This is a genomic window from Serratia sp. EWG9, from assembly GCF_019913725.1.
GTDB classification, from domain to species: Bacteria; Pseudomonadota; Gammaproteobacteria; order Enterobacterales; family Enterobacteriaceae; genus Serratia; species Serratia ureilytica.
In genome coordinates this window covers 69,751-87,810 of the sequence record NZ_JADNRO010000007.1, presented here as the reverse complement: position 1 = coordinate 87,810, position 18,060 = coordinate 69,751, and the positions used below count along the sequence as shown (strand labels likewise).

The following is an 18,060-nucleotide window of genomic DNA, read 5'->3' as shown; positions in this document are numbered from 1 at the left end:
ACGTTCGAGGTGCGTCAACGCGAACATCATATTTGTTATGTTATAACAAATCAATGCTGCCGTGCGTTTGCCTCAGCCCGCTAACGCCACGATGCGCTGGTGGGCGCTTGCCAGCCCCTGGTCGCGGCCGTGCGGTTTCATGTCCAGCCCTTCGGCATAGATGAATTGCACGTCGCCGATCCCCATCAGCCCCAGCACTGAGCGCAGGTAGGGCGTTACGGCGTCGGTCGGATGCCCGGCGTGCATGCCGCCGCGTGAACTGAAGACCACCGCATTGACGCCTTCCACCAGCCCCACCGGGTAGGTGGCGGTATAGTTGAAGGTCATCCGGGCGCGGGCCACCAGATCGAACCAGTTTTTCAGCTGAGTCGGCACGTTGAGGTTGTACATCGGCGCCCCGATCAGCAACAGGTCGCTCTCTTTCAGTTCGGCAATCAGTTGATCGGAGAGCGCCACCGTGGCTTTGGCGCGCGGGCTGACATTTTCCGCACCACGCAGCGCGCTGAACAGCTCGCCGTCCAACACCGGCAGATCCAGCGCCGTCAGATCGTGTTCGACGATCCGATCGTTGTATCCTTTCGCTTTGCGCGCCGCCAGATAGCGGTCAATCAGGTTATTGGTCTGCGAGTCATTTCCCATAATGCTGGATTTGAGAGCCAGTATTTTTTTCATGCTGCTGTCCTCTGACGGTAATCTGTGGTTTTCACCGGGGACTCCGGAATGACTGCAGATTATCATTGCTTAATGTTCACCAGTGGTGATAGGTTTTCACCTAATTGATTCCATATTGGCAACATTAAGATGAAAAGCGATCTGAGTGCGCTGCCGGCCTTTGTTGCCGTAGCGGAAGGCGGCAGTTTCGCCGCCGCCGCAGAGAAACTGCATCTGACGCGTTCTGCGGTCAGCAAAATTGTGTCGCGTCTGGAGGCGCGGCTGGGCGTGATGCTGTTTATGCGCACGACGCGCAGCCTGAGCCTGACGGACGAAGGCGCGCTGTACTATGAACACTGTCGACAGGCATTGGCGAACGTTCAGGCGGCGGAAAATCAGCTCGACAGCGGCAAGATGCAGGTCAGCGGCCGGCTCAGAGTCTCGGTGCCGGTGCTGTTCGGCCACCTGTGCATTGCGCCCTTGTTGACGGCGCTGGCGAATGAGCATCCGTTACTGACGCTGGAAATCTCATTCAGCGACCGCAGGATCGATCTCGTCGATGAGGGATTCGATCTGGCGGTGCGCATCGGCGAACTGGCGGACAGCGGCAGTTTGGTTGCCCGACGTTTGGGCGAACACGGCATGCTCCTGTGCGCGTCGCCCGACTACGTGCGGCGCTGCGGCGAGCCGAGCACGGTGGAAGCGTTAAGCCGGCATCAGGCGGTGGGGTATCTGCACGCCGGCGCCGTGCTGCCGTGGCAGCTGCGTGGCGAAAACGGTGAGCTGCAATCGTTCAGCCCCCCGGCCAAGATGATGATGGATGATATGCAGGGGATCGTCGATGCGATATCCGCCGGCGCCGCGCCGGCATTGCCTGGCTGCCGGAGTGGCTGGTGCGCGAGCGGCTGATGGCGGGGACGTTGGTGGAGATCATGCGCGGTGAGTCCAACCTTAGTTTCCCGGTCAACGTGGTGTGGCCCTATATGCCTTACCAGCCGCTCAAGGTGCGGCTGGCGGTGGACAAACTGGTGGCTGAGCTGCCGATCAGGCTGACGCGAACCGCGATAACCTGAAATTTGCATGTATCGGCAAACATTAACGACAGGCGGACGTTGGATTTACTTGCTGTGCGGCGAACTCAGCGCCGCAGGCTGTGTTTTCCCCGTTAATAAACAACAGAATATGAGCACCCAGATGAACCCGCAAGAGTAGTCGGGGTTGGCAGCACAAGAGCCTAAAAATGCCGAGAAAAGCATGAATTTAAGCACTGAATGGGCCTCGCTGCCGATAATGTTTCTTTGGGAGCGAATAATCTTGGATATGATAAAACCGACTAATAGGAACGACCCTATTACCCCAAAGTTAGCAATGAGAGAAAGCGCGAGAGATGAGATTCGCACGCTGCCGATGCCAGCTCCCAGCCCAAATGTATTGTACATAATTTCAAGAGCATTGTAGTTGGAGGCAGAACGGACGAGGTTAGAGACCGTTTGCGCTTTTTTATCTGCATACGCTGTTATTTTATCCAGGAATAAAATAAAAGTGAGCTTTGAAACAATGATGAGTGAAATTGAAAATAGAACTTTCTTTACCAGATTGAAACGCGGGCTGAAAATGAATGTGCCACACAGTGATGTAAGTAGGGTGAAATAACCTGATGTAGAGCCATTTTTAATCAGGAAAAGCATCATTAAGATAGAGAGCAGTTTCAATCGGAATCCCTTGGCCATCAAGAGAGGGACTATCGTTGCGCCGATGAAAATACCGGCGAATGAAGGCTCACCAAAGGTGCCGCTCAGTCTGGAGTCGAAAATAGCATTGGCATTATGCATACTATTATACATTATAACCTGTATAGCATGCGCGACCGGTCTGGCCAGAAGCCAGACTAAGCAGTAAGCGGAGAAGACCAGCGTAGTGAAAATGATGACTCTTAGTGCATACTCTGCCGTTATTTCATGGCGTTTTACATAAATAACATACAACGTCAATAGGTTTAGAGTAATCAGCGCCAGTTGTTTAACATTGTTGTTCCCCCATATAAGCGAGAAGCCTTTATTTGCATAGTTAGCTTCAAAGCTATAAGCAGAGGAGTAGACTCTCATTCCCTCAAATAGATGGGTGAAGGCATAAGTAGTGAACCAAAATAGTATAATCAACGCCAAGGATTGAATAAAGACCCTGTGCTTGATGTTCAACACGGACTCACTGTCCTTGGAGGTGAAAATAAACCTTATAATCAACACTAGTTCAATGAAATAAAATACAGGCAGGCTATTATTCCCTGTATTGATAATAGCGCTTGATTGAAATATTGAAGCCAGTATCAGCAGGGCAAAAATAGTTCTGTGGTGTAGGAAAAAAGTGGCGAAAGCAAGAGCCAGCCAAACAAAACTTAATATGTTCACATTATATTCCCTAAATTACTTATCCTGTGTACCATCACCTGGCTTAAGATTTAATTAGTTATAAAAAGCAGGGAGGCGCGCGATATCTTACTTCACCAGGCTGGAAAAATCCATCATTAATAACAACATATTCATAGGGTTATAGAGTATGTTAAGTAGTCTGCGAATGATTGGATAGGTTCGCTAATGATTTTGGCCGATGGGGCTCGCCAGAAAGACCATGAAATAGGGAGGCGTGTTCTGATGATGTGAGCGCAGAAAGAGTACTGATGAGTGATTGATTAGATTTTCTAATTAAAGTTCGCCAAGAGCAAGTGACCATTGTAATGATTCATAAAGAAGCCACATAAGGCATGTTGTGAGAATCAATGTTTCTGCCACAGACTTTAATTTTTCGATGAAGGTGCTTTTTCGTCGCATTTTAGGTTCGCTTTTATGTTGCCCATTTGTATGAAGTGGCAGTATAGCAGGCGCATTTTAGGGGCTCGTTAAAATAAGAAATTCCTTAATAATGTGATGGTAAATTGAGCAGTGGTTTGGGGGCATCAATAAGTAGGCTCCGGCGGAACCGAACATCCTGGAAAGGTGCCCGCGTCGCTGTCGGGACGCTGAGGGGGAATTTATCGGTGAGAAGGAATTATACAGACTCTCCCGTTCCCCCCTGCCTCTCCTGGTTGATCTGGGTGAGACAATAATTGATTAACCGGCCCCATAAGTCTATTCGATGGCCGGTTCCATAATCCTTTGGTGGCCGCGAATGGCGGTAGGCGCGAAACCGAAGCGTTTGCGAAAACGTTCGGCGAAACGCGACGCGCTTTCATAACCCACATGCTGCGCGATGGCGGAAATCGGCCAGTCGGTCGATTGCAGCAGGGCCAGCGCGCTGCTCATCCGGACGTCGATCATCAGGTTGCGCAACGCGGTGTTTTCCATCGACAGTTTGCGGCGCAACATCACTTCACTCATCGACAGGCTCTCCGCGACTTTGGCCGCCGTCCAAATGCTGTGCGGATCGGTCGCCAGGCAGCGACGCACCCGCTGCGTCAGATCCTTGGCTTCGTTGTGAATAAAGCGAATGCCGAATTGGGCCAGCCACAGCAGAATTTCCAGCATTTTGTGCCGCACGATGATGGTGGGAAAGCGTTGCCGCAGCGTCAGCGCCAGGCCGGTGGTTTCAAAACTGTGCTTTAGGGCGCAGGGCAGATTGCGCAGCGCCAGGACGGCATCGAACGGCATCGCCGCCGGCGTTTCCTCGGCCGGAGGTTGGACGGTGAGCAACAGGGGATCGCAGGTCAGCAGTTGGCAACTGAATACGCCGTCTTCGGACGGGCCGTTAATAATGTCCACCGTTTGCCCGCCGTCGATAATCAACAGCTCGCCGGGATGAGCGACCACTTCGTGTTGTTGCCAGCGTACGCGCTTATGGCCTTGTTGTATCAGATACAGATGTGGTTGCTCAAAATAGACTGAAGGGAATAATAATTCAGTATACTGAATGATGTGCGCTGAGGCGCCAATTCCAGGACAGAGATTAATTGTACGTTCCATCGATATTCATTTCGCAGCCATTATCTGGGAATATCTTTACGCTTTGATCCGCGCTGGAGCAACATTTTTCCATGGGCCGTGAAACACAGCGGCGAGTTTTATCTATCAAAAATCAATTTCCTGATGAACAGAAAACGTCCGTGTCGGGATGATGTTTATCCATTAAAGTGAGAGCCAGGCTCGAAGTGCGCATTTTACCAATTACCCATAAACTGAATAATTCAAATGCCATAGATTAATATCCTAACGTAACCCGAGGGTAATAGCGCATAGTGCTATTTAATCCATTTTCGTCAGTATTGTCGATCTTATCGGACCTGTGGCTCTCCCAGCAGCAGCGCGCGGTCATGAAACTGGCCGTAGGTGTTGTTGACCACGTTTTGGCGCGTTGACTGTTCAATAAGCGTTTTCAGCTCATCCATCCGTTGCTGCAACAGACGTTTGAGCTCGGTTTCGTTGTCGAGGATCTGTTGCAGCTTATTGCGCAACATCTCCTGCAACGCCATGGACGGGCCGGCTTGCCCGGTAAAGGCGGCGGTTTTTTCCACCGCCGTCACGTAGGCGAATTCAAGCTCGACGAGCTCTTCCCAGCGCCCGGTTTGCGCCAGCGCGATCATCTGGCTGCTCAGGGTGTAAATTTGTTGATAAGCGGCTAACAGCTGCTGTTGACGTTCCATTACACGGCGTCCTGCGAAGGTTGGTAGTTGGGGCCGATCTGGCGCCAGGCGTCGGCGATGTTTTCCAGCAGTTTGACCACCTCGGCAATCGCCGCTTCGTCGTTGTGCAGATTGGCCTGCATCAGGCGACGCTTCATATAGTCGTATAACGCCGCCAGGTTTTCGGCGATCTCGCCGCCCTGCTGAGGATCGAGGCCGCTTTTCAGGCCGTTGTCGATGATGTTGATGGCTTTGGAGAGCGCCATGCCTTTGCCGGCGATATCGCCCTGGTTCATCAGGATGCGTGCGCGAAGCAGGGCGCTGAGCGCCCCGTCGAACAACATCACGATTAACTGGTGCGGGCTGGCGCTCATGGCGCCGCTTTCCAGACTGACCTGTGCATAGGCCTGAGTGCCGCTACGGTTATACATGCTGTTTTCTTTGCCTTGTTAAAGGGTTACTTGAACTGTTGAGCCAAATAGTTACTGGTGCCGTTCATTTTCGACATCATGGTATCCAGCTGAACGAACTGTTGTTTATAACGATCGATGGTGTTTTGAATGCTGGCCGTGACCGTGGTGATCTGGCTGTTCAGGCGATCGAGGTTAGTGTTGATGCTTTTGGTCGAGTTCTCGATGATGCCGCCGGATTTGATGTAGTTCTGGATCTCGTTGTGGATCTCGGTGGCCATGCCGGTGTCTTTGCCGTTACCGACGAAGAAGTTGCTGACCTGATCCGGCTTCTCATCCATCGCTTTCTTCAGCTTGGCGCTGTCGATTTCCAACTTGCCGGTTTTGGTGTTGGTGGAAATGCCGAGGTTGCCCAGGCCTTTCAACTCCGGGTTGTCCTGGGCGGCGCTCAGCGCGCTTTTGATCGACGACTGAATGCCGCGCAGGGTGTTGTCGCCCAGCAGCGGGCCGTTGGTTGGGTTTGGCGCTTCGCCGGTTTTCACCGGGGTGAACTTGGACAGCGAGTTGAAGGTGTCCAGCAGCGAGTTATAGCTGTCGACCCACTCTTTGATCTTGTCGGTGGTGCCGGCGGTGTTGGTGCTGATCACCAGGTGTTGCGGTTCATCGGTTTTGGTTTTGGTTTTCAGATCGATGGTGACGCCCTGCAGGGCATCGCTGATCGAGTTGGTGCTGCGTTTGATGGCCGTGCCGTTCACCATCAGCTCCGCGTCCTGCGGCGCGACCGTCTGCTTCATGGCGGTGGTGGTGCCGCGGGTGGCGTTGTAGTTCAGGATATCGCCCAGTTTGTCGTCATTGTCGACCTGGAGGGAGATCTTGTTGTTTTCGCCGGTGGTGGAAGAGCTGATCGCCAGCTGGTAGTCGTTGTCGCCGACGCGCATGATGCTGGCGGTGACGCCGGCCTTGGCGCCGTTGATGGCGTCGCGCATCTCAACCAGCGAGGTTTGATCGTCGCTCAGCGGGATTTTGGTGGCTTTCGGCGGGTTGCCGGCGGTGATGGTCAGGGAACGGTCGGTGGCGCCTTCGGTGCCTAACTTGGCGCCCTGGTCGCTGACTTTCGCCTGAGTGGTCAGGGTTTGCGCCTGCGCCAGGTTCTTCACTTCCACCACATAGTTGCCCGGCACCGCCTTGGCGTTGGTGGTGATCTTGAAGGCGTCGTGTTCGGTGGCGGTGGTGGCCTTGAAGAAGTCCTCTTTCGCCATCTCTTTGCTGAGGTTGTCGAATTTTTCCAACGCGCCCTTCAGCGTGCCGTAACCGGTCAACTGGGCTTTATAGCTGGATTGTTTGGTGGTGTAAGGGGTCAGGCGCTGTTGTTCCGCTTTGGTCAGCTTGTCCAGCAGGCCATTGAGGTCGAGTCCTGAGCCGAGACCTAATGAACTGATCGTTGCCATGGGTAATTCTCCTTGATTATGACTTTATTCGCTTTACGCGTTATCGGCCCAGTGATGAAAAAGTTTACCGAAAAAAACAAAAAACCGATGGCGCAATAGAAGAGGGAAAAACCGCGTTATTTCCGCCATTGCGGCGGACGCAAAAAAAATTAAAAAAATTCTAAAGGTTGTTAGGGGAGGGCCGATACCTGAGGGGACGGTGGTTGACGCCGTGGGCAAACAAGCCCGAACCTTTTAACTGTGTTGCGAAGAACGCAACTGACTCGTAAGGAAAGCAAACAATGGCACAAGTAATCAACACTAACAGCCTGTCTCTGATGGCGCAGAACAACCTGAACAAATCTCAGTCTTCTCTGGGCACTGCGATTGAGCGTCTGTCTTCCGGTCTGCGTATCAACAGCGCGAAAGACGATGCTGCGGGTCAGGCGATCTCCAACCGTTTCACCGCTAACATCAAAGGCCTGACTCAGGCTTCCCGTAACGCCAACGACGGTATCTCTCTGGCGCAGACCACTGAAGGCGCACTGAACGAAGTTAACGACAACCTGCAGAACATCCGTCGTCTGACCGTACAGGCGCAGAACGGTTCTAACTCCACCAGCGACCTGAAATCCATCCAGGACGAAATCACTCAGCGCATGTCGGAAATCAACCGTATCTCCGAGCAGACTGACTTCAACGGCGTGAAAGTGCTGAGCAGCGATCAGAAACTGACCATTCAGGTTGGCGCTAACGACGGTGAAACCATCGATATCGACCTGCAGAAGATCGATTCTGGCAAACTGGGTCTGACTGGTTTCGATGTAACTGAAAAAGGCACCAAAATTGGCTCTGCAGTTGCCGATAAAGCCATGGTTAAAGATGACACCGGTAAAGATGTTGCTTTCGACCTGGCTGAATCTTCCAAAGCTGGTGGCGCTTTAGAGAAAGCGACTCTGGTTTCCGGTAAAGACAAAGACGGTAAAGAAGGTTACTACATTCAGACTACTGATGCAGCGACTGGCGCAAAAACCTACGCCACTGCGAAAATCGACGACAAAGGCGTTGTAACCAAGGGTACTGACGTTACTGACGTTAAAGATCCACTGGCTACCCTGGACAAAGCGCTGGCACAGGTTGACGGCCTGCGTTCTTCCCTGGGTGCGGTACAGAACCGTTTCGATTCTGTTATCAACAACCTGAACAGCACCGTGAACAACCTGTCCGCTTCTCAGTCCCGTATTCAGGATGCTGACTACGCGACCGAAGTGTCCAACATGAGCCGTGCCAATATCCTGCAACAGGCTGGCACCTCTGTTCTGGCACAGGCTAACCAGTCAACTCAGAACGTTCTGTCCCTGCTGCGTTAATCGTCTCTCCCGATTAACTGTCGCAAAGAAACCCCGCTTCGGCGGGGTTTTTTTATGCTCGCGCACCGCGCGGTTATTACATGGCGCAAATAAAGCCCGTTTTGTGCGACTGTTCAGCCGATTGGCATTTCGCCCCCTACGCATAATAGCGCTGACTCTCTTATCCGCAGGTTTAAGACATAGTGAGCGATCTGTATACCGCCGAAGGCGTGATGGACAAAAATTCTCTCTGGCTGCGCTACGTCCCATTAGTGCGCCACGAGGCGCTGCGCCTGCAGGTCAGGTTGCCCGCCAGCGTGGAGCTTGACGACTTGCTGCAGGCCGGGGGAATCGGGTTATTGAACGCCGTTGAGCGTTATGACGCCCTACAGGGAACCGCCTTTACCACCTATGCGGTGCAGCGCATTCGCGGCGCGATGCTCGACGAGCTGCGCAGCCGCGACTGGGTGCCGCGCAGCGTGCGGCGCCACGCGCGCGAGGTCGCGCAGGTGATGCGGCAACTGGAACAGCGTTATGGCCGGCCGGCGAGCGAGACGGAAGTGGCGCAGACGCTGAATATCTCGCTGGATGAGTACCGTCAAATTCTGTTGGACACCAATAACAGCCAGCTTTTCTCTTACGACGAATGGCGCGAGGAGCATGGCGAAAACGCGGAACCGATGCTGGAAGGGCATGAAGAGGCCAACCCGCTGCATCACCTGTTGGAAGGCAGCCTGCGCCAGCGAGTGATCGACGCCATCGAGGCGTTGCCGGAGCGCGAAAAAATGGTGCTGACGCTGTATTACCAGGAAGAGTTGAATCTCAAAGAGATCGGCGCCGTGCTGGACGTCGGGGAATCCCGCGTCAGTCAACTGCACAGTCAGGCGATCAAACGGCTGCGTGCGCGGCTGGCGAACGATACCTGACGGCGGGCTGCCGCCCCCTCAACTCGATGACTCATGCGACAATCGGACTGCCCCTTATGCCAGGAATACTGTTGAAGAAACGGCCGCTTAGCCGTTACCTGAAAGATTACAAGCACAGCCAGACCCATTGCTCCCAGTGCGGTAAATTGTTGGACCGCATGGCGCTGGTGTTTCGCGGCAAGATAATCAATAAAGAAGCCATCGCGCGCATGGATCAGCCGATCGACGATGCGGTCTGGCAAAACGTGCAGCATGAGCTGACCGCACTGTGCCGCTTTTGCAGCGAGATTTCCTGCAACAGCCACCCGAGCTATTTCGACATCATGGCGTTCAAGCAGTATCTGTTCGAACAGACCGAGATGAGCCACAGCACCATTCGCGAGTACGTGGTGCGGCTGCGCCGGCTGGACGAAATGCTGGTGGCGCGTAATTACCCGGCGGACAAGTTCGCCAACTGCGCCAGCCATCAGCGCATTATCGACGATCTGCCTACCGCAGCGCACAACAACTACCGCATTGCGCTGCGCAAATACGATCAGTATCTCGCCTGGCAGCGCAGCTACTGAGATTTTCCCCGGCCGCTGGGCCGGGGTCTGCGGATCCCCCCGTGATAAAGGATGATTATTCAGTTCACATCTGCTAAATCTATCGGTTATCAGATGTTGATACTCGATTCCCTGGGGGGAAGTAGTGAACCTGCAACAACAACTGGCGCAATTTCCGCGTCTGGATCTGGTTGGCGTCGCCACGCCGCTGGAAAAACTGTCCCGTCTCTCCGATTATCTCGGCCGTGAAATCTACCTTAAACGTGACGATGTCACCCCTATGGCCCTGGGCGGCAACAAGCTGAGAAAGCTTGAGTTTCTGGCTGCCGATGCGCTGAGGCAAGGCGCCGATACGCTGGTTACCGCCGGCGCCATTCAATCCAATCACGTGCGCCAGACGGCGGCGGTGGCGGCGAAACTGGGCCTGCACTGTGTCGCGCTGCTGGAAAACCCTATCGATACCCGCGCGGAAAACTACCTGACCAACGGCAACCGCCTGTTGCTCGGCTTGTTCAACGCCGAAGTGGTGATGTGCGAAGCGCTGCACGATCCGCAGCAGCAGCTGGCGGAGCTGGCGACGCGCCTCGAGGCGCAGGGCTTCCGGCCTTACGTGGTGCCGGTGGGCGGCTCCAATGCGCTGGGCGCGCTGGGATACGTGCAGTGCGCATTGGAAATCGCCGAACAGAGCCAACGCAGCAACGTGGCGTTCAGTTCGGTGGTGGTGGCGTCCGGCAGCGCAGGCACACACGCCGGGCTGGCGGTGGGGCTGCAACAGCTGCTGCCCGAAACCGAGTTGATCGGCGTGACGGTCTCGCGCACCGTGATCGATCAGTTGCCGAAGGTGGAACAAATCCAGAAAGCCCTGGCCTGTTCGCTGAATATCGACGAACTGGCGCCGATCGCGCTGTGGGACGATTACTTCGCGCCGCAGTACGGCATGCCGAATGAAGAAGGCATGGCGGCGGTGCAGCTGCTGGCGCAGCAAGAGGGGGTATTGCTGGATCCGGTATATACCGGCAAAGCGATGGCCGGTTTGATCGACGGCATCGCCCAGCGGCGTTTCCGCGACGAAGGGCCCATCCTGTTCGTTCACACCGGCGGTGCGCCGGCGCTGTTCGCCTACCATCCGCAGGTGTAAATGCCGCTTGTTATTCCATTTTGAACTATATTTATAAAGTTATATTCCTTTATGCGGGCGGTCGCACTGTTAAAGTGCTGATATCAAAAAAGATAAATAACACACAGGGGTGTTTATGATGTTTGCGAAAGTTCGTCGTCAATGGTTGTTGGGCGTGGTGGGTATTGCGTTGGCCGCCGGTGTGACGACGCAAACCTACGCCGCCGATAACCTGCTGCAGCAGGTGAAACAGCGCGGCACGCTGATCGTTGGGCTGGAAGGCACCTATCCGCCGTTCAGCTTCCAGGGTGAAGACGGCAAATTGACCGGTTTCGAAGTGGATTTCGCCAACGCGCTGGCGCAACATCTGGGCGTGAAAGCCAAGCTGAACCCGACCAAGTGGGACGGCATGCTGGCGTCGCTGGAGTCAAAACGCATCGACGTGGTGATCAACCAGGTGACAATCTCCGATGAGCGCAAGAAGAAATATGACTTCTCCACCCCTTACACCGTTTCCGGCATTCAGGCGCTGGTGAAAAAGGGCAACGAAGGCACGATCACCAAGCCGGAAGACCTGAAGGGCAAGAAGGTCGGCGTTGGCCTGGGCACCAACTATGAGCAATGGCTGCGTGCGAACGTGCAAGGTGTAGACGTGCGCACTTACGACGATGATCCGACCAAGTATCAGGATCTGCGCGTCGGCCGTATCAACGCCATTCTGGTGGACCGTCTGGCGGCGCTGGATCTGGTGAAGAAAACCGGCGATACGCTGGCGGTGGCCGGCCCGGCATTCTCCCGCCAGGAGTCCGGCGTGGCGCTGCGCAAGAATAACCCAGAGCTGCTGGCCGCGATTGACCAGGCGATCGCCGAGATGCAAAAAGACGGCACGCTGGCGAAGATCTCCGAAAAATGGTTTGGCGCGGACGTAACTAAATAATGCACGAAAGTATTCAACTGGCGCTGGATTCAGCGCCATTTTTATTGAAGGGCGCAATACTGACGCTGCAGCTTAGCCTGGGCGGTATGGCGTTCGGTCTGTTGCTTGGTTTTCTGCTGGCGCTGATGCGCCTTTCGCCGCTTTGGCCGCTGTCGTGGCTGTCGCGCATTTACGTATCGCTGTTCCGCGGCACGCCGTTGATCGCCCAGCTGTTTATGATCTATTACGGTCTGCCGCAGTTCGGCGTTGAATTCGATCCCTTCCCGGCGGCGCTGATTGGCCTGTCGCTCAATACCGCCGCTTACACCTCAGAAACGCTGCGCGCGGCGATTTCGTCGATCGATAAAGGGCAGTGGGAAGCCGCCGCCAGCATCGGCATGACCCGTTGGCAAACCCTGCGCCGGGTGATCTTGCCGCAGGCGGCGCGCACCGCCTTGCCGCCGCTGGGCAACAGTTTTATCGGCCTGGTGAAAGACACTTCGCTGGCCGCCACCATTCAGGTGCCGGAACTGTTCCGCCAGGCGCAGCTCATCACCTCGCGCACGCTGGAAGTGTTCACCATGTACCTGGCGGCATCGCTGATTTACTGGGTGATGGCGACCCTGCTTTCCGCACTGCAAAACCGTCTGGAAGCCCACGTTAATCGCCAGGATCAGGAGTAGCGCATGAGTGCCATTGAAGTTAAGCAATTGACCAAGCAGTTCAAGGGTCAGACGGTGCTGCATGGGATCGATCTGGCGGTTGACGCCGGCGAAGTGGTGGCGATCATCGGGCCGAGCGGTTCCGGGAAAACCACCTTGTTGCGCTGCATCAACCTGCTGGAGGAGCCGGATTCCGGCACCATCCGCGTCGGCGATATCCGGATCGACGGCAGCAAGCCGCTGAGCAAACAGAAAAATCAGGTGCGCGCGCTGCGTCAGCAGGTCGGTTTCGTGTTCCAGAACTTCAACCTGTTTCCGCACCGTTCGGTGCTGGAAAACATCATTGAAGGGCCGGTTATCGTTAAAGGCGAGGCGAAAGCCAGTGCCGAACAGCGTGCTCGCGCGTTGCTGGCCAAAGTGGGCCTGAGCGGCAAAGAGGCGGCTTATCCGCGTCGGCTGTCCGGCGGGCAGCAGCAGCGGGTGGCTATCGCGCGCGCGCTGGCGATGCAGCCGGAGGTGATTTTGTTCGACGAGCCGACGTCGGCGCTCGATCCCGAGCTGGTGGGGGAAGTGCTCAATACCATGCGCTCACTGGCGGAAGAGAAACGCACCATGGTGATCGTCACCCATGAGATGAGCTTCGCTCGCGACGTGGCCGATCGGGTTATCTTTATGGATCACGGCCGCATCGTCGAACAGGGCCCGGCGAAAGCGCTGTTCGCCAATCCGCAGCATCAGCGCACCCAGCAATTCCTCGACAAGTTCCGGAATCAATAAGGCGGCGGGGGCGTTTCCCCCGACCGCATTCACTCCGCTTTCAACCATTCGTTTCGCGCGGCGGCGGCGAGAAATCCGCTGCGGCTGCTGTATCCCGGATATTACCGAACCCGAAAGCCAATGCGTTTCGTAGCGCTCTGACGCGGCTTTCAAGCAGAGTAATCCATCGTCCATGAGCGACGCCCCACCCTGTAAGGATAACAAGACGCTAACGGCCGATCGGCCTGCGGACAATAAAAAACCCTGCACGAGTGCAGGGTTTGCGTAGCGGTAAGCCCATCAGGCTGCAACGCGTGCAGCCTTGAGGATGCGTTAACCGATGGTCATCAGGCTGGCGTTACCGCCGGCGGCGGCGGTGTTGACGCTCAGGGAACGTTCGATCAGCAGGCGTTCCAACAGGATGTTGGTTTCACCGTGGGCGAAGCCCTGCACCGAGACGATGGCGCCGCCGCGCTGGGCGATCTGCTCGCACAGGGTGCGCAGCTGGTCGGCATCGCCGTGGTAGATGGCGGCGTCGAACTCGACCTTGTCCTGCTGCCAGTCTTTGCTGAAGGCGATGCGCGCCTGCACATCGTTCGGCAAGCGGCGGAACAGATTGCGTTGCAGTTCCGCTTCCGGCCACAGCGCGCAGCTGCCAACCGCCAGCACGGCGGCCAGCTGGATCAGCGCGTCGGTTTCGTTATCCGCCAGGCACAGCACGCGTTCACGCGGCAGCAGGGCATAGGTGTTGCGCTCGCCGGTCGGGCCAGGCAGCGGACGTACGGTGCCGCCCTGGCCCAGTTCCGCATAACGTTGCGCCAATGCCGCCAGTTCGCCTTGTTGGCTGGTGACAGCCCACTTCTCCAGCGATTGCAGCGCGCCCAGCAGCTGCGGCCGCGCGGTGGCTTCCATCGGGCGCTCTTCGTCCTGGCGGTGCAGCGTACGTTGCAGCGCGTCGTCCGGACGGTTGGCCAGCAGACGGTACAGGTACAGCGGGCCGCCGGCTTTCGGGCCGGTGCCCGACAGGCCTTCGCCGCCGAACGGCTGTACGCCGACCACTGCGCCGACCATGTTGCGGTTGACGTACAGGTTGCCGACCTTGGCGCGTTCGGTCACCCGGGCGATGGTTTCATCGATACGGGTGTGAATGCCCAGCGTCAGGCCATAACCGGCGGCGTTGATCTGATCGACCAGCGCGTCCAGATTGTTGCGCTGGAAGCGCACCACGTGCAGCACCGGGCCGAAGATCTCTTTCTGCAGCTCGTCGAAGCTGTCGAGCTCGATCAGCGTCGGCTTGATGAAGGTGCCGCGCGCCCACTCTTTCTCATCCTGCGCGCTGCCTTTGGCGGCCTGGTACACCTTGCGGCCTTTGGCGCGCATTGCCTGGATGTGGCGTTCGATGCCGGTTTTGGCTTCGGCGTCGATCACCGGGCCCACGTCGGTAGACAGGCGTTCCGGGTTGCCCATGCGGCATTCGGCCATCGCGCCGCGCAGCATTTGCAGCGTGTGCTCGGCCACGTCTTCCTGAATGCACAGGATACGCAGCGCGGAGCAACGCTGCCCGGCACTGTCGAAGGCGGAGGCCACCACGTCGGTCACCACCTGTTCGGTCAGGGCGGAGGAGTCGACGATCATGGCGTTCAGGCCGCCGGTTTCGGCGATCAGCGGCGTCGGACGGCCTTGCGGATCCAGACGGCCGGCGATGCTGCGCTGCAGAATGCCGGCGACGTCGGTGGAGCCGGTAAACATCACGCCGCGGACGCGGGCGTCGTTAACCAGCGTTGAGCCGACAGTTTCACCCTGGCCCGGCAGCAGCTGCAGCACGCCTTGCGGAATGCCGGCTTCCAGCAGGATACGCACCGCCTGCGCGGCCACCAGCGGCGTTTGCTCAGCCGGTTTGGCCAACACGCTGTTGCCCGCCGCCAGCGCGGCGGCGATTTGGCCGGTGAAGATCGCCAGCGGGAAGTTCCACGGGCTGATACAGACCACCGGGCCCAGCGGGCGGTGGCTGTCGTTGGCGAAATCGTCGCGCACCTGGCCGGCGTAGTAGTGCAAGAAATCGACCGCTTCACGCACTTCGGCGATGGCGTTGTTGAAGGTTTTACCCGCTTCGCGCACCAGAATGCCCAGCAGGCTTTGCAGCTGGCTTTCCATCAGCTCGGCGGCGCGTTCGAGGATCGCGGCGCGCTCCGTCGGCGGTGTGGCGAACCAGATTGGGCCGGCGGCCGCGGCGGCGTCGAGCGCGCGGCTGACTTCGCCTTCGGTGGCTTCACGCACGTAGCCGACCACATCGCCCGGCTCGGCCGGGTTGATCACCGGCTGTTCGACGCCCTGATCCAACTCGGCGTCGATGATCGGTTCCGCGCGCCATGGATGGCTGGCGCTGGTGAGCAGGGCGCTGGACAGCGAAGCCAGACGCTGTTCGTTGGACAGATCCAGACCGCTGGAGTTGGTGCGCTTCTCGCCGTACAGCTCGCGCGGCAGCGGGATGCGCGGATGCGGCAGGCCAATTTGACCTTCGCTGGCCGCCAGCGCTTCCACGGCGCTGACCGGATCGGCCACCAGCTCGTCGAGTGGCAGGGTGGCGTCGGCGATGCGGTTGACGAACGAGGTATTGGCGCCGTTTTCCAGCAGGCGGCGCACCAGGTAAGCCAGCAGCGTTTCATGGGTGCCGACCGGCGCGTAGATGCGGCAAGGGCGGTTCAGTTTGCCGTCGGCCACTTTGCCCACCACCTGTTCGTAGAGCGGTTCACCCATGCCGTGCAGGCACTGGAATTCATACTGGCCAGGGTAGTAGTTGTTGCCGGCCAGGTGATAAATGGCGCTCAGCGTATGGGCGTTGTGGGTCGCGAACTGCGGATAGATAAGGTTCGGCACCGACAGCAGCTTGCGGGCGCAGGCCAGATAGGAAACGTCGGTGTACACCTTGCGGGTGTATACCGGGTAGCCTTCCAGGCCGTCCATCTGGGCGCGTTTGATTTCGCTGTCCCAGTAGGCGCCTTTCACCAGACGTATCATCAGGCGACGGCGGCTGCGTTGCGCCATGTCGATCACTGCGTCGATGGCGAACGGACAACGTTTCTGGTAGGCCTGAATCACGAAGCCGATACCGTTCCAGCCGGCCAACTGCGGTTCGAAGCACAGCTTCTCGAGCAGATCGAGCGAGATCTCCAGACGGTCGGCCTCTTCGGCGTCGATATTGATGCCGATATCGTACTGGCGTGCCTGCAGGGTCAGCGACAGCAGGCGCGGGTAAAGCTCTTCCATCACGCGTTCGTACTGCGCGCGGCTGTAGCGCGGGTGCAGGGCGGACAGCTTGATGGAGATGCCGGGGCCTTCATAGATGCCGCGGCCGTTGGAGGCTTTGCCGATGGCGTGGATAGCCTGTTGATAGGAAACCAGGTAGGCCTGGGCGTCGGCTTCGGTCAGGGCGGCTTCCCCCAGCATGTCGTAGGAGTAGCGGAAGCCTTTTTCTTCCAGCTTGCGCGCGTTGGCCAGCGCCTCGGCGATGGTTTCGCCGGTCACGAACTGTTCGCCCATCAGGCGCATCGCCATGTCCACGCCTTTGCGGATCAGCGGCTCGCCGCTCTTGCTGATAATGCGGTTCAGCGAGCGGGACAGATTGGCTTCGTTATGGGTCGACACCAGCTTGCCGGTGAACAGCAGGCCCCAGGTGGCGGCGTTGACGAACAGCGACGGGCTGCGCCCCAGGTGCGAGTGCCAGTTGCCGTTGCTGATCTTGTCGCGGATCAGGGCATCGCGGGTCGGTTTGTCCGGAATGCGCAGCAGCGCTTCCGCGAGGCACATCAGCGCCACGCCTTCCTGCGAGGAGAGGGAGAACTCTTGCAGCAGGCCTTGCACCATGCCGGCGCGGCCGTTTGCACTTTTTTGGTTACGCAACTTCTCGGCGATGCCATAGGCCATTTTGTGAGTGGCCTGTGCAAGATCGGCGGGTAATCGCGCCTGTTCGAGCAACATCGGCACTGCTTCGGTCTCCGGGCGGCGATACGCGGCGGTGATGGCGGCGCGGGTCACCGACTGCGGCAGAATTTGTTCGGCGAAATCGAGGAATGGCTGGTGTGACTCTTCCTGCGCTTGCGGCATAATGTCGTCCGCTTCAGGCTGGCCCGCTGCGGCCAGCGCTGGAATTTCAGGAATATCGGTACCGCTCTCGAGACGCTCGAGGTAATTAAAGATGGCCTGCTTGATGAGCCAGTGCGGCGTGCGATCGATGCGCTGCGCGGCGCTCTTGATCCGGTCGCGTGTTGCCTCGTCGAGTTTCACGCCCATTGTGGTAGTGCCCATGCCTGTCCAACTCCTGTGTTTAGAACCTATCCCATCAGGCTAGACAAACAGCAGGCCGGAAAGCCTGTTGGGATAGGTTCGTGAGATGTGTGGTGTCAAGAATGCAGACAATATCCTGCATGTTGCAACTTTGTGCAACCTTGTTAAATCAGGCGGATGAGCGAAGTGTGAGTTTCATCGATTTTTTAACACGGGCAGTTGGCACGAATGTTGCGTTATTGAGCGAACGCGGCGGGGTTAATGATGCCGCAGGCGCTTTACCTTGCGGTATATAAGGGTAATAGCAGGGTGCAACTCATTTTGCTTGTCGTGAGTGCAACCTTTGAGCCCGGTAAATGTGACGCAGGGTAAACTTTGTGTAACTTTGTTGTTAAATATCTTGTT

14 protein-coding genes and 1 pseudogene are annotated in these 18,060 nt (G+C 57.0%); 8 read left to right on the top strand and 7 right to left on the bottom strand.

Annotation, left to right across the window (positions count from 1 at the left end; all coding sequences use genetic code 11):
• Nucleotides 1–72 precede the first annotated feature (72 nt).
• Nucleotides 73–672: an FMN-dependent NADH-azoreductase gene (locus tag ITX55_RS16445; protein WP_042784811.1), complete on the bottom strand. Its 600-nt coding sequence runs from the start codon at nt 670–672 to the stop codon at nt 73–75.
• Nucleotides 673–801: 129 nt separating this feature from the next.
• On the opposite strand from ITX55_RS16445, the pseudogene ITX55_RS16440 reads away from it, so the two are divergent.
• Nucleotides 802–1,724 (top strand): annotated as a pseudogene (locus tag ITX55_RS16440) (LysR substrate-binding domain-containing protein).
• A gap of 45 nt (nt 1,725–1,769) precedes the next feature.
• On the opposite strand, the gene ITX55_RS16435 reads toward ITX55_RS16440, so the two are convergent.
• From ITX55_RS16435 to fliD, 5 genes are all read right to left on the bottom strand, one after another.
• Nucleotides 1,770–3,059 carry a hypothetical protein gene (locus ITX55_RS16435; RefSeq protein WP_042784808.1) on the bottom strand — a complete coding sequence of 430 codons (1,290 nt, stop codon included), beginning with the start codon at nt 3,057–3,059 and terminating at the stop codon, nt 1,770–1,772.
• 717 nt (nt 3,060–3,776) lie between these two features.
• Nucleotides 3,777–4,607 carry a helix-turn-helix transcriptional regulator gene (locus tag ITX55_RS16430; protein ID WP_033650875.1) on the bottom strand — a complete coding sequence of 277 codons (831 nt, stop codon included), beginning with the start codon at nt 4,605–4,607 and terminating at the stop codon, nt 3,777–3,779.
• Nucleotides 4,608–4,915: 308 nt separating this feature from the next.
• Entirely contained in the window at nt 4,916–5,284 is a 369-nt protein-coding gene (gene fliT, locus ITX55_RS16425) for a flagella biosynthesis regulatory protein FliT (RefSeq protein ID WP_033643504.1), read from the bottom strand.
• Complete coding sequence (gene fliS / locus ITX55_RS16420; RefSeq protein ID WP_004934758.1) at nt 5,284–5,694, bottom strand: flagellar export chaperone FliS; 411 nt, start codon at nt 5,692–5,694, stop codon at nt 5,284–5,286. Before fliS ends, fliT begins: the two co-directional genes overlap by 1 nt.
• Before the next feature lie 26 nt (nt 5,695–5,720).
• A complete protein-coding gene (gene fliD, locus ITX55_RS16415; protein WP_042784806.1) occupies nt 5,721–7,121 on the bottom strand; it encodes a flagellar filament capping protein FliD in 1,401 nt (466 codons plus the stop codon).
• A gap of 281 nt (nt 7,122–7,402) precedes the next feature.
• Here fliD and ITX55_RS16410 point away from each other — a divergent pair, with 281 nt between their 5' ends.
• From ITX55_RS16410 to tcyN, 7 genes are all read left to right on the top strand, one after another.
• Nucleotides 7,403–8,470, top strand: a complete 1,068-nt coding sequence (locus ITX55_RS16410; protein ID WP_042784804.1) for a flagellin FliC — start codon at nt 7,403–7,405, stop codon at nt 8,468–8,470.
• Between the two features lie 182 nt (nt 8,471–8,652).
• A complete protein-coding gene (locus tag ITX55_RS16405; RefSeq protein WP_004934752.1) occupies nt 8,653–9,375 on the top strand; it encodes an RNA polymerase sigma factor FliA in 723 nt (240 codons plus the stop codon).
• A 56-nt stretch (nt 9,376–9,431) separates the two neighbouring features.
• The gene (gene fliZ, locus ITX55_RS16400; protein ID WP_033643501.1) at nt 9,432–9,941 is read left to right on the top strand and encodes a flagella biosynthesis regulatory protein FliZ; all 510 of its coding nucleotides are present in this window, start codon (nt 9,432–9,434) and stop codon (nt 9,939–9,941) included.
• A 124-nt stretch (nt 9,942–10,065) separates the two neighbouring features.
• Nucleotides 10,066–11,058: a D-cysteine desulfhydrase gene (locus ITX55_RS16395; RefSeq protein WP_033643500.1), complete on the top strand. Its 993-nt coding sequence runs from the start codon at nt 10,066–10,068 to the stop codon at nt 11,056–11,058.
• A gap of 115 nt (nt 11,059–11,173) precedes the next feature.
• Nucleotides 11,174–11,974 (top strand): cystine ABC transporter substrate-binding protein, encoded by an 801-nt coding sequence (gene tcyJ, locus ITX55_RS16390; protein ID WP_033650878.1) that lies wholly within the window; start codon nt 11,174–11,176, stop codon nt 11,972–11,974.
• On the top strand, nt 11,974–12,636 hold the full coding sequence (tcyL, locus tag ITX55_RS16385; RefSeq protein WP_033643498.1) for a cystine ABC transporter permease: 663 nt from the start codon (nt 11,974–11,976) through the stop codon (nt 12,634–12,636). Before tcyJ ends, tcyL begins: the two co-directional genes overlap by 1 nt.
• Before the next feature lie 3 nt (nt 12,637–12,639).
• Nucleotides 12,640–13,392: an L-cystine ABC transporter ATP-binding protein TcyN gene (gene tcyN, locus ITX55_RS16380; RefSeq protein ID WP_033643496.1), complete on the top strand. Its 753-nt coding sequence runs from the start codon at nt 12,640–12,642 to the stop codon at nt 13,390–13,392.
• A 312-nt stretch (nt 13,393–13,704) separates the two neighbouring features.
• Here the strand turns inward: tcyN and putA are convergent, their stop codons facing one another.
• Nucleotides 13,705–17,676 carry a trifunctional transcriptional regulator/proline dehydrogenase/L-glutamate gamma-semialdehyde dehydrogenase gene (putA, locus tag ITX55_RS16375; protein WP_046896608.1) on the bottom strand — a complete coding sequence of 1,324 codons (3,972 nt, stop codon included), beginning with the start codon at nt 17,674–17,676 and terminating at the stop codon, nt 13,705–13,707.
• Nucleotides 17,677–18,060 lie beyond the last annotated feature (384 nt).

Bases quoted from the DNA above. Each gene is read 5' to 3' on its own strand.
- ITX55_RS16445 (WP_042784811.1), bottom strand. From the start codon at position 672: ATGAAAAAAATACTGGCTCTCAAATCCAGCATTATGGGAAATGACTCG.
- ITX55_RS16430 (WP_033650875.1), bottom strand. From the start codon at position 4,607: ATGGAACGTACAATTAATCTCTGTCCTGGAATTGGCGCCTCAGCGCAC.
- fliT (WP_033643504.1), bottom strand. From the start codon at position 5,284: ATGGAACGTCAACAGCAGCTGTTAGCCGCTTATCAACAAATTTACACC.
- fliS (WP_004934758.1), bottom strand. From the start codon at position 5,694: ATGTATAACCGTAGCGGCACTCAGGCCTATGCACAGGTCAGTCTGGAA.
- fliD (WP_042784806.1), bottom strand. From the start codon at position 7,121: ATGGCAACGATCAGTTCATTAGGTCTCGGCTCAGGACTCGACCTCAAT.
- ITX55_RS16410 (WP_042784804.1), top strand. From the start codon at position 7,403: ATGGCACAAGTAATCAACACTAACAGCCTGTCTCTGATGGCGCAGAAC.
- fliZ (WP_033643501.1), top strand. From the start codon at position 9,432: ATGCCAGGAATACTGTTGAAGAAACGGCCGCTTAGCCGTTACCTGAAA.
- tcyJ (WP_033650878.1), top strand. From the start codon at position 11,174: ATGATGTTTGCGAAAGTTCGTCGTCAATGGTTGTTGGGCGTGGTGGGT.
- tcyL (WP_033643498.1), top strand. From the start codon at position 11,974: ATGCACGAAAGTATTCAACTGGCGCTGGATTCAGCGCCATTTTTATTG.
- tcyN (WP_033643496.1), top strand. From the start codon at position 12,640: ATGAGTGCCATTGAAGTTAAGCAATTGACCAAGCAGTTCAAGGGTCAG.
- putA (WP_046896608.1), bottom strand. From the start codon at position 17,676: ATGGGCACTACCACAATGGGCGTGAAACTCGACGAGGCAACACGCGAC.